Genomic DNA, 17,667 nt, shown 5'->3' with positions numbered 1-17,667 from the left:
CGTCTAGTTCCCCCGTAAAGAGCGACTTGCCTCAACTCGGCACTCCGTGAGGCGCCGAGAGGGTAGCTCATAACTTCTGCGAACACGCAGCAGGTCACCCATAGGTGTGGCATTGCGCGCATTCGGAGGGCATCGTAGATCAAAATTCGACCGGTCGGCCGAGTCCTCGCGGCGGCCCGTCCCGGTTGCCCTGCCGATCCCCGCGTGATGCGATGCGCTCGCGGTTTCCCGGTCGACATCGGCTTCGAGACGATCACGGGGAGATCAAGACACGGCAGCGGCGACCAACACCGCGCACCACAGGTTCAACCCCTAGGCTGATCCAGTGCGGGCGGGAGCGCGCGGATCCGAGGCATCCAGGGAGGGGCGGACGTGGGAGCCGTAGGTGCAAGGCCGGGACGGCGAGTCGGATATCGCCGACGCCGACCACTGCCCGCGCTGGTCGTGCTGGTGACGCTGGTGGTGCTGTCCGGACTGCTGTGGACTCGCGTCTTCGGGTCCGTGGAGGACATCGACACGGCCACCAGGTGCAACCCGCCCGGAGCGCCGACCGCTCCGCCCGAGGCCAGCGGCATGCCGCCGCAGGTGCCGGTGGGCACCATGCTCGAACGCGACGCGCTGAACTCCACGACCCCCGTCCCGCCGCAGGACGTGCACGTGCGGGTGCTCAACGGCAACGGCGAGAGCAGGCAGGCGAGCATGGTCGGCGACGAGCTGGCCAGCCTGGGCTTCGTCAAGACCGGCGCCGACAACGACTCGGTCTACGTCAACTACGACCTGCAGTGCCACGGTCAGATCCGGTTCGGAGCAGCCGGGATGAGCGCGGCCCGCACGTTGAGCCTGATCGCGCCGTGCGCGCAGCTGGTGCGCGACGAGCGCGAGGACGCCGGCCTGGACCTGGCGCTGGGCTCGCGCTTCGACGACATCAAGACCACGCAAGAGGCCAAGCAGATCCTGCAGCAGCTGCAGAACTGGGTGCCGCAGCGCGATCAGCAGGACGGTGCGCAGCAAGAGGTGACGCCGCCGCAGATCAGCGAGGACCTGCTCACCAAGGCCCGCGACGTGCACTGCTGATAACGATTCCCGGCAACAACGCGCAACGGACCGCTATCGATGCCGTGGCGGAAACCCGAACCGGATTGGCGGGTTCCCGCCACGAGCGGTCAGACCTCGCCGGCGTTGGCCGCGCGCAGTGCGCCCGTGAGCCCCTCGGCGATCCCGGGCGTGGCGCAGACGAGCATCTCGTCGCCGAGCCCGTCCGACGAGCCCTTCTCCGGGAGCCGCAGAGCCGCTCCGGCTTCCTGGGCGATCAGCGCGCCGGCCGCCCAGTCCCAGCGGTTGAGCCCGACCTCGTAGGTCGCGTCGAGCCAGCCCGCGGCGACCGAGCACAGGTCCAGCGAGGCGGCTCCCGCCCGACGGATGTCGCGGACCTGGCCGAGCAGGTCGTTCACCACGCGTGCTTGGGCGGTGCGGCGCTGGACCGCGTAGGCGAACCCGGTGCCCACCAGCGCCAGGTCCAGCCGGTCGGCGCCGGAGACGTGCAGCGGCTTCCCGTCGAGGAAGGCCCCGTGGCCGGCCGCGGCGCTCCAGACCCGCCCTGAGACGGGTTCGACGACGGCTCCGGCGACCGAGCGGCCGTCGAGCTGCGCGGCCAGCGAGACCGCGTAGAAGGGGAACCCGTAGAGATAATTCACAGTGCCGTCGATCGGGTCGACGACCCAGCGCAGTCCGTCCAGCGCACCGTCGCCGCCTTCCTCCTCGCCCAGCACGGACTCGCCCGGGCGTAGCTCGGCGAGCCGCTCGCGCACCAAGCGCTCCACGGCTCGATCGCCCATGGTGACCACATCGGTCTCGGTGCTCTTCGTGTCAACACCGTCGGTCACCGCCTGATCACGCACGGTTCGGGCCAAATCGGCGGCTTCGCGCGCGATTCGCACCGCGACCTCGGACAAGGCGTTTGCATCCACATCTTTTGGCAATCCCACGCAGACATCGCAACACAGTCCCGTTAAGGTCTGCACACCTTGGTCTGAATCGAATAGGAAGGATCAGCCATGGCGACAGCCCGCGGGTTCGGCGTGGACATCGGTGGGTCCGGCGTCAAGGGATCGCCGGTGGACATCGATGCCGGAGTGCTGGCCGAGGAGCGCTTGCGCATCCCGACGCCGCAACCCTCGACGCCGGACGCGGTGGCCGATGCCGTGGCCGAGATCGTCGAGAAGTTCGCCTGGACCGGACCAGTCGGCGTCACGCTCCCCTGCGTCATCAAGGACGGCACGGCGCTGACCGCGGCCAACATCGACAAGGGCTGGATCGGTACCGACGCCCAGGCCCTGTTCGCCGAGCGCCTCGGGCGCAGCCGGGACGAGATCGTCGTGCTCAACGACGCCGACGCCGCCGGGGTCGCCGAGATGAAGGCGGGCGCGGGCGTCGGGCACGAGGGCCAGGTCGTCGTGCTGACCTTCGGCACCGGCATCGGCAGCGCGATGTTCATCGACGGCAAGCTCGTCCCCAGCACCGAGTTCGGCCACATCGAGGTCGACGGCCACGACGCCGAGTCGCAGGCCGCCGCGTCGGTGAAGGACGATCTGGAGCTCTCCTACGAGGAGTGGGCGCCGCGGGTCACCCGCTACATCCAGTCCTTGGAGAAGTTCATCTGGCCTGATCTGATCATCGCCGGCGGCGGTGTCAGCCGGAAGGGTCACAAGTGGATCCCGCTGCTGGAGACCCGCACCCCCGTGGTGGCGGCCGCGCTGCGCAACGACGCGGGCATCGTGGGTGCCGCGATGGCCTCCGCGAGCAGCGCGAAGAGCTGATCCGACCGCTGCCGGGCACAGCTGCGACCGCGTGCTGAGCCCGGCCCCGAAAGGGCGTCCCGAGGGACACCCGTCGGAGTGTTCGGCACGGCTCGCAACGGCCTTCCGGAGCCGTGCCTAGCACACCGAGGGACGCGCGGACTCCGCCTTGCAGCGGAACCGCACCCCCGCATCGCGGTTACAATGGAACACGACCCACTTGGTTCGAAGTCCTTTTGGCTGGTGAACGCTGGTGAGCCCGCCCGCTGGTGCAACACCTTCACCGACGGCGGGAGCCGGTGCGGCGGCGAGCCGATCACCCCGGCACTTCACGGGTGATTGTTCGTCAGCCAGGACTCCGAGTCCGGTGGGTTGTTCCCCGACCTTTGGCGGCCGAGGTTTCGCGCCCTCCGGCCCGCCCTGATCGACCGTCGCGAAAGGGCGTACGTGGCAGCCGCAGAAACCGCAACCCGACGCTCCAGCTCCGCCGCAGACGCTGGCGGCGCTCAAGCCGAGTCGGGCCAGTCCCAGGCCACCCCAGCTTCGGAGGCGGCTGCTTCGTCTGACGTCGAGCAGACGAAGCCTGCCGCGCGCAAGAGCACCGCCAAGAGCTCGACGGGTGCGAAGTCGACCACCCGCAAGCCCGCGGCCAAGAAGGGCGCCGCCAAGGCCCCGGCGAAGAAGACGACCAAGTCGGCTTCCGCCAAGGGCAATGGCGAGGGCATGGAGATCGACGAACCGATCGAGACCGACCTGACCTCTCCCGAGGTCGGCGATCTCGCGGAAGTCGAGGTGGAGATTCCCGAGGAGCCGGTTCCGGACGAGGACTCCAAGGAGTCCGGTGACTTCGTCTGGGACGAAGAGGAGTCCGAGGCGCTCCGGCAGGCGCGCAAGGACGCCGAGCTGACCGCTTCCGCGGACTCGGTGCGCGCCTACCTCAAGCAGATCGGCAAGGTCGCTCTGCTCAACGCCGAGGAAGAGGTCGAGCTGGCCAAGCGCATCGAGGCCGGCCTCTACGGTGCCGAGCGGTTGCGCCAGATCGAGGAGTCCGGCGAGCAGCTGACCACGCAGATGCGGCGCGACCTGCGCTGGATCGTGCGCGACGGCGAGCGCGCCAAGAACCACCTGCTGGAGGCCAACCTCCGCCTGGTGGTCAGCCTCGCCAAGCGCTACACCGGCCGCGGCATGGCGTTCCTGGACCTGATCCAGGAGGGCAACCTCGGTCTGATCCGCGCGGTCGAGAAGTTCGACTACACCAAGGGCTACAAGTTCTCCACGTACGCGACCTGGTGGATCCGCCAGGCCATCACGCGTGCGATGGCCGACCAGGCGCGCACCATCCGCATCCCGGTGCACATGGTCGAGGTCATCAACAAGCTCGGGCGCATCCAGCGCGAGCTGCTGCAGGACCTCGGTCGCGAGCCCACGCCGGAAGAGCTCGCCAAGGAAATGGACATCACCCCGGAGAAGGTGCTGGAGATCCAGCAGTACGCCCGGGAGCCCATTTCGCTCGACCAGACCATCGGCGACGAGGGCGACAGCCAGCTCGGTGACTTCATCGAGGACTCCGAGGCGGTCGTCGCGGTCGACGCGGTGTCGTTCACGCTGCTGCAGGACCAGCTGCAGTCGGTCCTGGCGACGCTGTCCGAGCGCGAGGCGGGCGTGGTCCGGCTGCGCTTCGGCCTCACCGACGGCCAGCCGCGCACGCTGGACGAGATCGGCCAGGTCTACGGGGTGACCCGGGAGCGGATCCGGCAGATCGAGTCCAAGACGATGTCGAAGCTGCGCCACCCGTCGCGGTCGCAGGTCCTCCGGGACTACCTCGACTGACCGAATTGTCCGGAATCGGCCGTCGACCCACTCGGGTCGACGGCCTTTTTCGCGTGTCCACTTCGGCCCAGAAGACCGATTCCGGAGCTTCGGGACGCCGATTTTCCGTCCGAGTGCTGAGATTTGCTGTTCGCTTCCAGAGGAACACGACCGATCACGGATCGTCATATTTGTGATCCAACCCACCTGGATCGGCCTTGACCGGTCGGAGCGTTTGCCCAGCTAGATTCGTCGATCTTCGCATCGTCGCAGGTCAGCGAGGCGCCCCCGATGTTGATCACGCTCCGCGAGGATCACTGCTGCAACCGGGTACTTCATGGTGACGACCGTCGCTAGCCCGCGCGGGAACACTGACTCCGGTTAAAACGTCTGGAAGAGTAGAGCCAACGAGCACCGACCCTGCAGCCAGTAGGACACCGGTGGTCGTAGCAGGATCGAGGGCGTCGGGTGGAATCCGACGCCGGGACGGAGGGAGATATCGATGCCGGGAACGCTCACCCGCCCCGAGCTGACCGCCGCCGACCGCTGCGACCGCTGCGGGGCCGCTGCCAAGGCTCGCGCCGTACTACCGTCCGGTGGCGAGCTTCTGTTCTGCGGGCACCACGCCCGCGCCTACGAAGCCGGTCTCCGCGACGTGCGGGCCGACCTCCAACAGGACGAGCAGTGACAACCTGATCAGCCAGGTCACCGGGCCCCCGCAGCCGAGCGCTGCGGGGGCCCGGTGCGTTCTCAGGCGCTGATCTCGCGCAGGGCCGCGAGCAGGCGGTCGACCTCGTCGGCCGTCGAGTAGTGCGACAGGCTCGCCCGCACGCCGCCCTCGGGACCGATGCCGAGGGCGTGAACGAGCTCCCAGGCGTAGGAGTGGCCGGCGGAGACGTTCAGCCCCCGCTCCGACAGCACCGCGGAGACCTCCGCCGGGGCCTTGCCCCGCACGGTGAAGAACGCGGTGGGCGTGGTGGGGCCCTGCGGGGTGCCGTGGCGCTGGACACCGTCCAGTTCGGCCAGTCCCGAGAACAACCGACCGGCGAGCCGCTCCTCGTGCGCCACGACGGCCGCCCGCGACGTCGCGAGGCGTTCGGCGCGGCTGCCCGTCGCATCGCCGTCCAGGCCCGCCAGGTGCTCCACCGCCGCGACGACACCGGCCATCGGGGCGAAGGGGTTGGTACCGAGCTCGAAGCGCTCCGGGGAGCTCTCGGGCGACGGCGCGAGCTTGTCCGGGTGGAGGTTCTCCAAGACCCACGGATCGGCGGCGACGACGGCCGCCAGGTGCGGTCCGGCCCACTTGTAGGCGCTGGTGGCGTAGAGGTCCGCACCCAGGTCGGCGATCCGCACGTGCGCGTGCGGGCAGTGCTGCACGCCGTCGACGTAGGACAGCGCGCCGACCTCCCGGGCCCGGTCGGTGATCGGCTTGAGGTCGGGCATGACCCCCAGCAGATTGGACGCGGCGGTGACCGCGACCAGCTTGGTGCGATCCCCGATCAGCCCGACGACGTTGTCGACCGGGAGCTCACCCGTGGCCGGGTCGATCTCGGCGGTGCGCACGGTCGCACCGGCCCGCTGCGCCAGCTGCACCCACGGCCGGACGTTGGCGTCGTGATCGAGGCCGGTCACGACGATCTCGTCGCCCGGGTTCCAGCCGAGCGCCAGCACTCCGGCGAACCGGTAGGTCAGTGACGTCATGCTCGGGCCGAACGCCACGCACGCCGGATCGGGCGCGCCCACCAGATCGGCCACGGCCGCGCGAGCCTCGGCGACGATCCCGGACGAGCGGCGGCTCGACTCGTACGGTCCGCCCACGTTCGACAACCCGGCTCGGTAGGCGTCGCTGATCGCCTCGATCACCGATTCCGGCACCTGCGTGCCCGCTGCCCCGTCCAACCACGCCCGGCCGTCCGCCAGCGCCGGGTACTGCGCCCGGACCTTCTCCACGTCGAATCCCATGTGGCCGACCCTAGAAGACCGAACGCACCGCCAAGATCATCACCCTCGGGCCGGTCCTGCCGCTACGCGGTGGCGGCCTCGTCGACCACGGCGGGACGCGGTGTGAAGGCGTCGGCGGTGACGTCTCGGACCAGTTCCACGACGCTGGGGCCGTAGCTCTGGGACTCCACCACGCGCAGGAGCAGGCAGAAGCGCCGCCTGCGGCCGTACGTGCGCATCAGGCGCGGGTGCTGGACGTCGACGTACCGCGCGGCGGCACGGTTGGCGATCGAGGTCTGACCGCAGATCAGGAAGGCCGGCTTGTCCTGCTTGCTGCGGATGATCTTGGCCAGGACCACGTACTCGACCTGACGGCTTTGCATCGGGTACCTCTCCCCGCCCACCTCGATCGCCGTCTTCGAGTCCAGTCCGCCCACGCTCACTCCTGGCAACGCCGACCGCAGGTGAGCCGCGGTGCGCCGGTTGGCGGTCGGGCCACCGATGCAGAACTCGGGCTTGTCCGCCAGCCCATGCTCGGACTGGTCGTGGAAGATCACCTCGGGCTTCGCCCCGCAGTCCCCCAGGATCGACGAGAGCTCGAGCATCGCCGCAGCGTCGTTTCGGTGGACGCTGCGCTCGTTGTCCGCCGACACCATCCGGGGAACCACCAGCAAGCAGTCGCCACCGGTGCTCATCCCGAAGAACGCCTGCTTGCGGCGCAGCCTCCGAAGTCGCAGCAACCGAGTGGAGATCCAGACCACCGAACCGGTGATCACGCTGGCGATGATGTTGAGCCCGATGTTCCACGCGTCGCCGGTCACCGCACCCGCCCCAAGATCGTCGCTCTGGCGGGTGACAGGTTAACCGGACACCCGCCCGCGCATCAGGGGTTCACCAAGACCGCAGGGTCGCGATCCGCTCTTCGAGCTGCTCGACCGTGGCCATCGCCGTGGGCGGACCGCCGCAGACCTTCTGCAGCTCGTTGTAGATCTTGCCGTGCGGCTTGCGAGTGCGGTGGTGGTGCAGCGACACGAGCGTGTTGAGCTCCTTGCGCAGCTTCTGCAGCCGCTCCTGCACGCTCTGCGGACGCGACTGCTGCTCGGCCTGCTCGGCGGCCTTGGCCGCCTTCGCATCGGCCTCTCGCTTGCCGACGTCGTCCAGCTGCTGCGACTGGCGCTGCCGCAGCAGCGCCCTGACCTGATCCGGTTCCAGCAGACCCGGCAGCCCGAGGTAGTCCTGCTCCTCCTCGGTGGTGCTGAACGCGGCGGTGCCGAACGACGAACCGTCGTAGATCACCTGGTCCAGCTCGGCCTCGGCGCCCAGAGAGGTGAACGCCTTCTCCTCCTCGCCGGGCTCGTCGCGCTGGGCGTTGGCGGCGGCGACCAGCTCGTCGTCCCAACCGTCCTTCTCCCGGTGCGGCTTGCCCAGCACGTGGTCGCGCTGCGCCTCCAGCTGGCTGGCGAGCTCCAGCAGCACCGGAACGCTGGGCAGGAAGATGCTGGCCGTCTCCCCCGGTCGCCGCGATCGCACGAAGCGGCCGATGGCCTGGGCGAAGAACAGCGGCGTCGAGGCGCTGGTGGCGTAGACGCCGACGGCCAGGCGAGGCACGTCGACGCCTTCGGAGACCATCCTGACCGCGACCATCCACTTGTCGTCGGACTCGGCGAAAGCGCCGATCCGCGAGGAGGCCTGCGGGTCGTCGGAGAGCACGACCACCGGATCCGAGCCGGTGATCTGGTGCAGCGCCTTGGCGTAGGCCTTGGCCGTGGGGTGGTCGGAGGCGATCACCAGGCCACCCGCGTCCGGGATGCCGCCCTGGCGGAGCTGCTCCAAGCGCGTGTCGGCGGCCTTGAGCACCGTGGGGATCCACTCGCCGGACGGGTCCAGCGCGGTCCGCCACGCGCGGGCGGTCTGCTCGGCGGTCAGCGGCTCACCGAGGCGCGCGCTGAACTCGTCGCCGGCGTTGGTGCGCCAGCGCGCCTCGCCCGAGTAGGCGAGGAAGAGCACCGGCCGCACGACGCCGTCGGCGAGCGCGTCGGAGTAGCCGTAGGAGTGGTCGGCGCGGCTGCGCAACGACCCGTCGGCGTCGGGCTCGTACCCGATGAACGGGATGGGCGAGTCGTCGCTGCGGAACGGCGTACCGGTCAGCGACAGCCGGCGAACCGCGGGGGTGAACGCCTCCCGGATCGCGTCGCCCCAGGACTTGGCGTCGCCCGCGTGGTGCACCTCGTCGAGGATCACCAGCGTCTTGCGCCGCTCGGTGCGCACCCGGTGCAGGTTGGGATGTGCCGCGACCTGCGCGTAGGTGACGACCACGCCGCGGTAGTCGCTGGAGGTGATGCCGTCGGCGTTGCGGAAGTTGGAGTCCAGCGGGATCCCGGCGCCGCCGGCCGCCAACGCCCACTGGTGCTTGAGGTGCTCGGTCGGCGCGACCACCGTGACCTGCTCGACCGTGCGGTCGGCGAGCAGTTCGGCGGCCACCCGCAGACCGAAGGTCGTCTTGCCCGCGCCGGGCGTCGCGACGGCCAGGAAGTCCGTGGGCCGGTTGGCCAGGTACTTGGTGAGGGCTCGCCGCTGCCAGGCTCGAAGTGGCCGGGACGGTGCCTGCGAGGGGTCGCTAAGAACAGATCGGACGGAATAGTCGAGTTGCGCTTCGGACACGCCGGCTCGCCGCTCCCTTCCTCGTTTCCCCAAACCGGATGGTGCGGGCACATCCGTTGAGCCCCGCGACCGCCACACTCCCCCGGACATCTGGTCTGACCGGAGAACTGGATCAACCAGCACCGATCAACTCGTGGCGGGCCGCCGTGCAGCTTACCTTCGCGCTCCGGTCGACACCGGTTCGGCCGATCGAGATGGTTCCGACACTCCGGTTTCAACACCTCGACGCCTAAGCGCCGGAGCTATGAAGCATCCTTATAGGCGACATGGGTTCGCCGAGTTCGCCAGACAGTCGGGGGCGCAGCGCGACCGCAGCGCGGGACGAGGTCCCGGTCCGCCGCGGTCCCCTGCGCTTGGTCGCACGCACCCTGGACAAGGCGTGGTGGGACAACATCTTCTCGGAATCCGCGGCTGCGGCGTTCTGGCAGACGATGTCGCTGCCACCGCTGCTGCTGGGTCTGCTGGGCAGCTTGGGCTACCTCGGCGACTGGTTCGGGCCCGCGATCGTCGACGCGGTGCACGACAAGATCCTGGCCTTCTGCCGGACCGTGTTCACCAGCAGCGTCGTGGACCAGATCATCGGACCGACGGTAGGCGACATCCTGACCAAGGGACGCAGCGAGATCGCCTCGATGGGTTTCCTGCTGTCGCTCTGGGCGGGTTCCTCGGCGCTGGCGTCGCTGGTGGACTCGATCACCCAGGCCTACGACCAGTACCTGGTTCGCAACAGCGTCTGGCAGCGGATCGTGGCGCTGCTGCTCTACCTGGTGGGCCTGGTGCTGGCGATCATCGGGATGCCGGTGGTGGCGCTGGGACCGGAGTGGCTGCCGACGGTGTTCCCGCACGCGCTGCAGGACGACGTCACCTGGCTCATCCACGCGATCTACTACCCGGCCACGGCCGCCGGTCTGGTGATCGCGCTGGCCACGCTCTACAGCGTGGCGCTCCCGCGCAAGCTGCCCTGGCACCGCGGCGTGCCGGGCGCGCTGCTGGCGATGGTGCTGTTCCTGGTGGCCAGCTACGGGCTGCGGGTCTACATCACCTGGATCACCAGCACCGGATACACCTACGGCGCGCTGGCCACGCCGATCGCGTTCCTGCTCTTCGCGTTCTTCATCGGCTTCGCGATCATCATGGGCGCGGAGTTCAACAACGCGATCCAGGAGATGTGGCCGGCCAAGATGACCCGCCGCGAGCGGCGGCGCTGGCGCCGGCTGGAGATGCGGCGACTGGCTCAGCGGATGCACACCGAGGACGGCTACCGCGCCTGGCGCGAGGACAACACGCCGGAACCGGAGCACGAGGCGGAGTCACCGAAGTCCGACCCAGAGCCGCCGCACACCAACGGCAAGCCGGTGAACTTCAAGCGCGCAGGCCAACCCGAACCGCACGGCGGCTGACCCGCGGCGGTTCGGGAGGCACCCGACTTACTTGTCGGCCCCGGGAGGCAACGACTCGAAGATCTCCTTGCAGTCCGGGCAGACGGGCGAACCGGGCTTCGCGGACTTGGTGACCGGGAAGACCTCGCCGCACAGCGCCACGACGTGGGTGCCCATGACCGCGCTCTCGGCGATCTTGTCCTTCTGCACGTAGTGGAATACCTCGGGACGATCATCGCTGGTCTGATCAGCTGTCTCGTTCCGGGTGTCGGTCTCCGGCAGCGTCATCGTGCTCATGGCACCAATGATGCCGCACGCCGCATGCGTCTGTCCGCAGCGGCTCCGGTCCGACCACCGCAGAGGCGGTGTCAGGTGCTCTCGATGACGCGATGGCTCGAGGACTCGATGCTGCGGTGCGAACGGCGGAACCGGTTCACGTGCTCGGACTTGCGGGCGGGCCGATCGTTGGCGATCAGGACCGCCATCCACGGCAAGGGGATCGAAATGGCCAGGATGATCAGGGCCAACCACCACAGCTGCCACACCTGGAACACGACCACCGCGCCGATCAGGCACGGAATCCGGCTTGCCATCATGATCGCGTACCTGCGGCGGCGAGTCGCCTGCTCATCGTCCATCGACGGCTGAGCCTCGGTGATCAGCACCGGGGTGTCGTCACGATGTGAAGTGTTCACGACGCTACCTCCGACTTCCATGCTCCCACCCGCAGGTGCCCGCCGATACCCCCGGGGCCCGGCGATTACCCCCACTGGTTGACCGGCGCGACGCACGCGCGAAACCTCACCGCGTTAGATTCGACGTGGGAGCGAGAGAACTTCGGCGCGGGAGTGACCACACATGATGTACGCGGTGAGCAAACGGGTCGTGGGTGCGGTAGCCCGGTCCGTCTACCGACCCAAGATCATCGGCGCGGAGAAGGTGCCCACGACGGGCCCGGTGATCCTGGCGCCGAACCACCTCGCCGTGCTGGACAGCTTCATCGTCCCGCTGGTGCTGCCACGTCCGGTGGCGTTCCTGGCCAAAGCCGAGTACTTCCAGGGCACGGGTTTCAAGGGCGGCCTGAGCAAGTGGCTGTTCAGCTCGCTGGGCGCGATCCCGGTCGAGCGGGGACGCGGCCGGGCCGCGATGGAGGCCATCGGTGCGGCCGAGGACGTCCTGCGCAACGGCGGCGCCTTCGGCATCCACCCGGAGGGCACCCGCTCCCCCGACGGCCGTCTCTACCGGGGCCGCACCGGCGTCGCCCGGCTCACCCTCAACACCGGCGCCCCGGTCGTCCCGGTGGCGCTGACCGGCACCGACAAGCTGCAGCCCCGCGGCACCAAGATCCCGCGCCTGGCCAAGGTCACGGTCCGCTTCGGCGACCCGCTGGACTTCACCCGCTACTCGGGGATGGAGGCGTCGCTCCCGGTCCTGCGCTCGATCACCGACGAGATCATGTACGCCATCTCCGAGCTCTCGGACCAGGAGTACGTCGACAAGTACCAGAAGCCCGGAGCAGCAGCCGCCGCCTGACCGCCCGTTCCGCCCGGCCGTCCTCGTCACGAGGGCGGCCGGTTCTCGTTCACCCCGGCTTCCGTCGCCACCCGCTCAGCAGGAAGTGCGCGCGGCTACTTCGCAGCCTTCGCGGCGGCCTTCTGGGCCTTCTTGAACGAGCGGACCTCCTGGAGGGTCTGCTCGTCGACGACGTCGGCGATGGAACGCCGCGAGCCCTCGTCGCCGTAGGCGCCCGCCGCTTCGCGCCAACCCTGCGGCTCGACCCCGCGCTGCTTGCCGAGCAGGGCGAGGAAGATCCGGGCCTTCTGCTCGCCGTAACCGGGGAGGGCCTTGAGCCGCTTGAGGACTTCCTTGCCGTCGGGGTCGCCGTCGGTCCACAGCGCCTCGGTCCGGCCGTCGTAGTGCTCGACGACGTGCTGGGCGAGGGCCTGGACTCGCTTGGCCATCGAACCGCCGTAGCGGTGGATCGCGGGCTTGCGCACGCAGAGCTCGACGAACTCCTCCGGATCGGCCTCGGCGATCTTGGCGACGTCGAACCCGCCCATCCTGTCCGCGATCTTCTTGGGACCGGCGAACGCCAGCTCCATCGCCACCTGCTGATCGAGAAGCATCCCGGTGAGCAGGGCGAACGAGTCCTCGGAGAGCAACCGGTCCGCCTCGGCGTCGCCGGTCAGGTGCAGTGCGTCGGACATGGCCGCATCATCTCACGACACCAGGCCGGGAACGCGTTCGCGCTCAGTCCGCCCGGCGGGCGATGTAGACGTCCTCCAGGCCCGGGCGGTCCGGCGCTTCGCGCACCTCGCGCAGCTCGAAGCCCGCTTCGGCGAGGCTCGCGTCGATCTCGTCCCGGGTGCGGAAGCGCAGGGTGGACTCGGAGGTGATCTCCTCGCCGTCGGGGAACCGGTAGGTGTTGCGGAACGAGATCAGCGGAGGGCTCACGTCGGTGAGCTCGTCGTGCCGTTCGACGCGGCCGAGGTCCGGCAGGTCGACGCTGGTCGTTCCCGGCCACCGCTCCCAATCGCGGCGCTCCGGCTTCCTCGTCTCGAACACGAAGTGCGTGCCCGGCCGGAGGGCGGCGCGGACGCTGAGCAGGACGCGCGTCCACTCCTCGTCGGTGCGGAAGACCTGCGCGACGTTGCCGGTCATCACCACGAGATCGGCCGCGATCGTCGGCAGGACGGTGGCGTCGCAGCGCACCCAGACGATCCGCGCGGAGCCGTCCTTGGACCTGGCCACCGCGAGCGAGGCCTCCGCGGGATCGGTTCCCACGACCGTCCGGCCGGTTTCCTCGAGCAGGATCGCCAGCGAGCCGGTGCCGCACCCGACGTCGAGAACCCGGGCCGCGCCCAGCTCGTCGGCGATCTCGACGTAGGCGGGCAGGTCGCTGCGGTCGGATTCGAACGCGTCGTAGAGCGGCGCGAGCCGGGGATCGGCGAACATCGCGTCAGGCACCGATCGAATCTAGCGAGGCGTCGGCGCGGTGCCTACCGCCGATTCGCTCATGCGCGGGCGAAGTCGACCTCCGCCGCGCTGACCGTTCCTGCCGTGCGCCCAGGTGCGACCTGGTACTGCCAGTACAGGTTGGTGTGCGCGATGACCTCGTCCGGCGATGGCGCCCCGTAGCTGCTGAGGTCGCTGGTGGTGTGCGCGTCGGCGACCAGCGTCGCGTCGTAGCCGCGGACGAACGCGCCGTGCAGCGTGCACCGGACGCACTGATCGGTCTGCGCCCCGGTGACGATCAGCCGGCCGATGCCGCGGTGGGCGAGCACCTTCTCGAGGTCGGTGTCCTCGAAGGCGTCTCCGTAGGACTTGTGCACCAGCGGCTCGGACTCGCCGCGGTCCAGCTCGGGAACCAGCTCCCAGCCCTCGCTGTCGCGGACCAGCCCGTCGTCGTGGTGCTGGATCCACACCACGTCGACACCGGCCGAACGCGCCCGGCCGACGAGATGGCCGATGGTGGCCACGACCCGGTCCCGATCGTGCGCGTCGGCGACCACGCCCTTCTGCACGTCGATGACCAGCAACGCGGTGTTCGGCCTGTTGTCCAGAACGGTCATGTCGACTCCCCCATCAGCGATGCCTCGATGCTAGGTCGCACCACCGACGGTTTCCGGCCGCAGCGAACCGCCCGACCGAGTGAGCGGCGGCATCGGTCGGCGGGCGTGTGAGGATTCAGGACGTGATTCCAGATCTGTCCGCTGACCGCATCGACCGACTTCGCGAGGCGTTCCGCGCCGCCTCCTACGACGCCGACGGCGTCCTCGACCTGCTCGGCCACTCCGCGCACGCCGCGCTCGGCCGCGGCGAGCCGATGCCCGCGCTGCGCGCCACCGAGGGCGCCGGCCCGCTGGGCACCCTGGTCCGCCTGTTCCTGCTGGGCCGACCCGAGACCCGCGCCGACGTGCAGGCCGCGCTGGGCTCGCTGACCATCGACGACGCGCTGGCGGCCGGCATCCTCGCCGCCGACGGCGAGCTGCTGCGCGCCGGGCTCGACATCCGCCCCCACGGCGAGGGCGAGCACTCCTGGTGGGTCGTGTCGGACCTGGACTCCGATCTGCGCGGTGGCCGTCCCGTCGACCCCGACCACGTGCTGGGCGTCGGGCACGCCTCGCTGAGCCTGGTGCGCGCCACCGCCCGGCGGCCGGTCGGCTCGGTGCTCGACCTGGGCACCGGCTGCGGCGTGCAGGCGCTGCACGCGAGCACGCACGCGAGCAGCATCACCGTCACCGACGTCTCGCAGCGGGCGTTGGCGCTGGCCGCGGCGACCTTCCGGCTCAACGACGTCGACGCCGAGCTCGGCGAGGGCGAGTGGTTCGACCCGGTCCGGGGCCGCCGGTTCGACCTGGTCGTGTGCAACCCGCCGTTCGTGGTCGGACCGCCGCGCACCGACTTCACCTACCGCGACTCCGGTCTGGCCGGTGACGATGCGAGCGCGCTGGTGGTGCGCCAGCTGCCGTCGTTCCTCAACGAGGGCGGTACCGGGCAGCTGCTGGCGTCCTGGGTGCACCGCGAGGGCGAGGACTGGGAGGACCGCGTCGCGTCCTGGCTCCCGCCGAGCGCGGGGGTGGACGCCTGGTTCGTGCAGCGCGACGTCGCCGACCCCGACCTCTACGTCGGCACCTGGTTGCGCGACGCCGGATACGACCTGCGTTCCGAGCAGGGCATGCGCAAGGCCGCGGAGTGGCTGGACTGGTTCGAGAGCAACGACGTGATCGGCATCGGCTTCGGCTTCGTCACCCTGCGCCGCACCGACGGTCCCGGTGAGGTCATCTGCGAGGACCTGCGGCACGCCTTCGACGACCCGCTGGGCCCGGAGTCCGACGCCTGGCTGCGCCGGGTCGACTGGCTGCGGGAGCACGACTCGGACGACGACCTGCTGGCCGCTCGCCTGGTCACCGCCGACAGCACGGTGCTGGAGCAGGTCTCGCAGCCCGGAGACGAGGGCTGGGAGCCGATCGTGCACCGCCTGCACCGCACCGACGGACCCGGTTGGCAGCACGAGATCGACGAACTCGGCGTCCGGTTGCTGGCGGGATTCCGCGGTGCGCTGCCGTTGGACGAACTGCTGGAGTTGCTCGCGATGGGTTACGGCGAAGATGTGGAGGAGTTGACCTCCGCTGCGATTCCGATGGTGCGCGAACTCGTGCGGCACGGAATGGTCGTTCCGGCCGAATGGCGAGGTGTTGATCAATGAGGGCAATCGCCACGCGCGTCACTCGCGCCTCGGTAACGGTCGAGGGTGAAGTGGTCGGCAAGATCGATGAACCCGGACTGTTGGTCCTATTGGGTGTGACGCATTCCGACGGCCGTGAGGAAGTCGTAAAAATGGCCCGGAAACTGCACGAGATTCGAGCCCTGCGGGACGAGGAGTCGTGCGCCACGACCGGGGCTCCGCTGCTCGTCGTCAGCCAGTTCACCCTGTACGGATCGACCAAGAAGGGACGTCGACCGTCGTGGACCGAAGCGGCCCGCCCCGAGCAGGCGGAGCCGCTGGTGGACGAGGTCGTCGCGGAGCTCCGCGAGCGGGGCGCTCGGGTGTCCACGGGGGTGTTCGGGGCGATGATGGCGGTCGAAAGCGTGAACGACGGACCATTCACACTTTTGGTTGAGGTCTAAATGTAACGAGAGCTCTCAGGAAACCCTCAGGCTTGGGGGCGCAACGGATGTGACGGCCGCGACGTCTTCGAATCGAGAACATCGGGAACGAATTCGTCGCGCCCGTCGTTTTCCAGGTAACGAAGCTTCGACGGCCATGCCGACAGCGGTGACCGAACCCTGGAAGTTCCCGACCGGACATCCGGCGGAACCGACAGCCTGGCACCGACCCGACATCCGGAGAAGAACGTCGACGCGGAAGCCCCGGTAATACCGAGCGTACGCGTCTTCCGCACCGCGCACCGATGCGTCGGTGTGAATTGCGCCCCGCTAGCCAGCCCGTCAGGGAGGGAGCTCATGACCGTCCCGCAGACCACCAAGCCAGACGTCGCCGTCGCCGAAGAACTGGACACCCAGGGACCATCGGCCGACCTGGTGCGCGTCTACCTCAACGGCATCGGGCGCACCGCGCTGCTCACCGCACAGGAAGAGGTCGACCTCGCCAAGCGGATCGAGGCCGGAGTTTTCGCCAAGCACTTGCTGGAGACCGGCAAGAACCTCTCCCCCGAGCGGCGTTCGGACCTCAATGCCGTCGTGCGGGATGGTCGGCGCGCGAAGAACCACCTGATGGAGGCCAACCTCCGTCTGGTCGTCAGCCTCGCCAAGCGCTACACCGGACGCGGCATGCCCCTGCTGGACCTCATCCAGGAGGGCAACCTGGGCCTGATCCGCGCGGTGGAGAAGTTCGACTACACCAAGGGCTTCAAGTTCTCGACCTACGCGACCTGGTGGATCCGCCAGGCCATCACCCGGGGCATGGCCGACCAGAGCCGCACCATCCGGCTGCCCGTCCACCTGGTCGAGCAGGTCAACAAGCTGGCCCGGATCAAGCGCGACCTGCACCAGAAGCTGGGCCGCGAGGCCACCGACGACGAGCTCTCGGAAGAGGCCGGCATCCCGGTCGAGAAGATCCTCGACCTGATGGACCACTCGCGTGACCCGGTGAGCCTGGACATGCCGGTGGGCGCCGAGGAGGACGCGCCGCTCGGTGACTTCATCGAGGACGCCGAGTCCGCCGACGCCGAGAACGCGGTGATCTCGGGCTTCCTGCAGGACGACCTGCGCAGGGTGCTGTCCACGCTGGAGGAGCGCGAGCAGGCGGTCATCCGGATGCGTTACGGCCTCGAAGACGGCCAGCCGCGCACCCTGGACCAGATCGGCAAGGCGTTCGGGCTGTCCCGCGAGCGGGTCCGCCAGATCGAGCGCGAGGTCATGTCCAAGCTCCGCCAGGGCGACCGCGCCGACCGGCTCCGCGCCTACGCCAGCTGAACCAGGCGGAGCGCCCCTCCCCACCCGGGGGGCGCTCCGCCTTCTCCTGTGACCTCTGCGACGGTTGAGGCGATCGGCGCGAGGTCGTGCCCGGTTCGGGCCGACCCGGCATCACTTTGCACCCGATCGGCTCGTTGACCGGA

At 69.4% G+C, this 17,667-nt stretch carries 18 protein-coding genes; 9 read left to right on the top strand and 9 right to left on the bottom strand.

Annotation, left to right across the window (positions count from 1 at the left end; all coding sequences use genetic code 11):
• Nucleotides 1-372: 372 nt before the first annotated feature.
• On the top strand, nucleotides 373-1,074 hold the full coding sequence (gene cei, locus KBO27_RS04880; RefSeq protein ID WP_210968759.1) for an envelope integrity protein Cei: 702 nt from the start codon (nucleotides 373-375) through the stop codon (nucleotides 1,072-1,074).
• Between the two features lie 89 nt (nucleotides 1,075-1,163).
• On the opposite strand, the gene KBO27_RS04875 is transcribed toward cei, so the two are convergent.
• Nucleotides 1,164-1,952, bottom strand: coding sequence for an inositol monophosphatase family protein (locus tag KBO27_RS04875; RefSeq protein WP_210968758.1), 789 nt, complete (start codon nucleotides 1,950-1,952; stop codon nucleotides 1,164-1,166).
• Between the two features lie 102 nt (nucleotides 1,953-2,054).
• On the opposite strand from KBO27_RS04875, the gene ppgK reads away from it, so the two are divergent.
• The 3 genes from ppgK (at nucleotide 2,055) to KBO27_RS04860 (ending at nucleotide 5,292) form a co-directional block, all read left to right on the top strand.
• Nucleotides 2,055-2,816, top strand: coding sequence for a polyphosphate--glucose phosphotransferase (gene ppgK, locus KBO27_RS04870; RefSeq protein WP_210968757.1), 762 nt, complete (start codon nucleotides 2,055-2,057; stop codon nucleotides 2,814-2,816).
• Nucleotides 2,817-3,242: 426 nt separating this feature from the next.
• Nucleotides 3,243-4,625, top strand: coding sequence for an RNA polymerase sigma factor (locus KBO27_RS04865; RefSeq protein ID WP_132681467.1), 1,383 nt, complete (start codon nucleotides 3,243-3,245; stop codon nucleotides 4,623-4,625).
• Between the two features lie 481 nt (nucleotides 4,626-5,106).
• A complete protein-coding gene (locus KBO27_RS04860; protein WP_210968756.1) occupies nucleotides 5,107-5,292 on the top strand; it encodes a DUF7455 domain-containing protein in 186 nt (61 codons plus the stop codon).
• A 62-nt stretch (nucleotides 5,293-5,354) separates the two neighbouring features.
• On the opposite strand, the gene KBO27_RS04855 is transcribed toward KBO27_RS04860, so the two are convergent.
• From KBO27_RS04855 to KBO27_RS04845, 3 genes are all read right to left on the bottom strand, one after another.
• The gene (locus tag KBO27_RS04855; RefSeq protein ID WP_210968755.1) at nucleotides 5,355-6,566 is read right to left on the bottom strand and encodes a cysteine desulfurase-like protein; all 1,212 of its coding nucleotides are present in this window, start codon (nucleotides 6,564-6,566) and stop codon (nucleotides 5,355-5,357) included.
• Nucleotides 6,567-6,628: 62 nt separating this feature from the next.
• Entirely contained in the window at nucleotides 6,629-7,366 is a 738-nt protein-coding gene (locus KBO27_RS04850; protein WP_210968754.1) for a hypothetical protein, read from the bottom strand.
• Between the two features lie 70 nt (nucleotides 7,367-7,436).
• On the bottom strand, nucleotides 7,437-9,206 hold the full coding sequence (locus KBO27_RS04845; protein ID WP_132681464.1) for a DEAD/DEAH box helicase: 1,770 nt from the start codon (nucleotides 9,204-9,206) through the stop codon (nucleotides 7,437-7,439).
• Nucleotides 9,207-9,472: 266 nt separating this feature from the next.
• Between KBO27_RS04845 and KBO27_RS04840 the strand changes: the two genes are divergently transcribed.
• Nucleotides 9,473-10,606 carry a YihY/virulence factor BrkB family protein gene (locus KBO27_RS04840; RefSeq protein ID WP_210968753.1) on the top strand — a complete coding sequence of 378 codons (1,134 nt, stop codon included), beginning with the start codon at nucleotides 9,473-9,475 and terminating at the stop codon, nucleotides 10,604-10,606.
• Nucleotides 10,607-10,633: 27 nt separating this feature from the next.
• On the opposite strand, the gene KBO27_RS04835 is transcribed toward KBO27_RS04840, so the two are convergent.
• Nucleotides 10,634-10,882 carry a DUF3039 domain-containing protein gene (locus KBO27_RS04835; RefSeq protein WP_132672622.1) on the bottom strand — a complete coding sequence of 83 codons (249 nt, stop codon included), beginning with the start codon at nucleotides 10,880-10,882 and terminating at the stop codon, nucleotides 10,634-10,636.
• 71 nt (nucleotides 10,883-10,953) lie between these two features.
• A complete protein-coding gene (locus KBO27_RS04830; protein WP_210968752.1) occupies nucleotides 10,954-11,301 on the bottom strand; it encodes a DUF3099 domain-containing protein in 348 nt (115 codons plus the stop codon).
• A gap of 142 nt (nucleotides 11,302-11,443) precedes the next feature.
• Here KBO27_RS04830 and KBO27_RS04825 point away from each other — a divergent pair, with 142 nt between their 5' ends.
• Nucleotides 11,444-12,118: a lysophospholipid acyltransferase family protein gene (locus KBO27_RS04825; RefSeq protein WP_210968751.1), complete on the top strand. Its 675-nt coding sequence runs from the start codon at nucleotides 11,444-11,446 to the stop codon at nucleotides 12,116-12,118.
• Between the two features lie 95 nt (nucleotides 12,119-12,213).
• Here the strand turns inward: KBO27_RS04825 and KBO27_RS04820 are convergent, their stop codons facing one another.
• Genes KBO27_RS04820 through KBO27_RS04810 form a run of 3 tightly spaced genes read right to left on the bottom strand, consistent with a single transcriptional unit; the run spans nucleotide 12,214 to nucleotide 14,157 of the window.
• Complete coding sequence (locus tag KBO27_RS04820; protein WP_210968750.1) at nucleotides 12,214-12,792, bottom strand: HhH-GPD-type base excision DNA repair protein; 579 nt, start codon at nucleotides 12,790-12,792, stop codon at nucleotides 12,214-12,216.
• A gap of 43 nt (nucleotides 12,793-12,835) precedes the next feature.
• Nucleotides 12,836-13,552, bottom strand: coding sequence for a class I SAM-dependent methyltransferase (locus tag KBO27_RS04815; RefSeq protein ID WP_210968749.1), 717 nt, complete (start codon nucleotides 13,550-13,552; stop codon nucleotides 12,836-12,838).
• Nucleotides 13,553-13,599: 47 nt separating this feature from the next.
• Nucleotides 13,600-14,157: an isochorismatase family protein gene (locus KBO27_RS04810; RefSeq protein ID WP_210968748.1), complete on the bottom strand. Its 558-nt coding sequence runs from the start codon at nucleotides 14,155-14,157 to the stop codon at nucleotides 13,600-13,602.
• Nucleotides 14,158-14,279: 122 nt separating this feature from the next.
• On the opposite strand from KBO27_RS04810, the gene KBO27_RS04805 reads away from it, so the two are divergent.
• The 3 genes from KBO27_RS04805 to KBO27_RS04795 all read left to right on the top strand — a co-directional run bounded on the left by KBO27_RS04805 (nucleotide 14,280) and on the right by KBO27_RS04795 (nucleotide 17,524).
• A complete protein-coding gene (locus KBO27_RS04805) occupies nucleotides 14,280-15,794 on the top strand; it encodes a N5-glutamine methyltransferase family protein (RefSeq protein WP_210968747.1) in 1,515 nt (504 codons plus the stop codon).
• Entirely contained in the window at nucleotides 15,791-16,216 is a 426-nt protein-coding gene (gene dtd, locus KBO27_RS04800; protein WP_210968746.1) for a D-aminoacyl-tRNA deacylase, read from the top strand. The genes KBO27_RS04805 and dtd overlap by 4 nt, the downstream gene beginning before the upstream one ends.
• Nucleotides 16,217-16,552: 336 nt before the next feature.
• The gene (locus KBO27_RS04795; RefSeq protein WP_132672615.1) at nucleotides 16,553-17,524 is read left to right on the top strand and encodes a sigma-70 family RNA polymerase sigma factor; all 972 of its coding nucleotides are present in this window, start codon (nucleotides 16,553-16,555) and stop codon (nucleotides 17,522-17,524) included.
• Nucleotides 17,525-17,667: the final 143 nt, after the last annotated feature.

Origin of the sequence: Saccharopolyspora endophytica, assembly GCF_018070075.1 — a bacterium.
In the GTDB taxonomy this organism is placed as follows: Bacteria; Actinomycetota; Actinomycetes; order Mycobacteriales; family Pseudonocardiaceae; genus Saccharopolyspora; species Saccharopolyspora endophytica.
Note: the sequence above shows the minus strand (reverse complement) of the source record. Positions and strands in the feature narration are given on the sequence as shown.

What these genes read in the sequence shown, in the direction of transcription:
- KBO27_RS04810 (WP_210968748.1), bottom strand. Translation starts at nt 14,157, where the DNA reads ATGACCGTTCTGGACAACAGGCCGAACACCGCGTTGCTGGTCATCGAC.
- dtd (WP_210968746.1), top strand. Translation starts at nt 15,791, where the DNA reads ATGAGGGCAATCGCCACGCGCGTCACTCGCGCCTCGGTAACGGTCGAG.
- KBO27_RS04795 (WP_132672615.1), top strand. Translation starts at nt 16,553, where the DNA reads ATGACCGTCCCGCAGACCACCAAGCCAGACGTCGCCGTCGCCGAAGAA.
- KBO27_RS04825 (WP_210968751.1), top strand. Translation starts at nt 11,444, where the DNA reads ATGATGTACGCGGTGAGCAAACGGGTCGTGGGTGCGGTAGCCCGGTCC.
- KBO27_RS04830 (WP_210968752.1), bottom strand. Translation starts at nt 11,301, where the DNA reads ATGGAAGTCGGAGGTAGCGTCGTGAACACTTCACATCGTGACGACACC.
- KBO27_RS04835 (WP_132672622.1), bottom strand. Translation starts at nt 10,882, where the DNA reads ATGAGCACGATGACGCTGCCGGAGACCGACACCCGGAACGAGACAGCT.
- KBO27_RS04855 (WP_210968755.1), bottom strand. Translation starts at nt 6,566, where the DNA reads ATGGGATTCGACGTGGAGAAGGTCCGGGCGCAGTACCCGGCGCTGGCG.
- KBO27_RS04860 (WP_210968756.1), top strand. Translation starts at nt 5,107, where the DNA reads ATGCCGGGAACGCTCACCCGCCCCGAGCTGACCGCCGCCGACCGCTGC.
- KBO27_RS04840 (WP_210968753.1), top strand. Translation starts at nt 9,473, where the DNA reads ATGGGTTCGCCGAGTTCGCCAGACAGTCGGGGGCGCAGCGCGACCGCA.
- KBO27_RS04820 (WP_210968750.1), bottom strand. Translation starts at nt 12,792, where the DNA reads ATGTCCGACGCACTGCACCTGACCGGCGACGCCGAGGCGGACCGGTTG.
- ppgK (WP_210968757.1), top strand. Translation starts at nt 2,055, where the DNA reads ATGGCGACAGCCCGCGGGTTCGGCGTGGACATCGGTGGGTCCGGCGTC.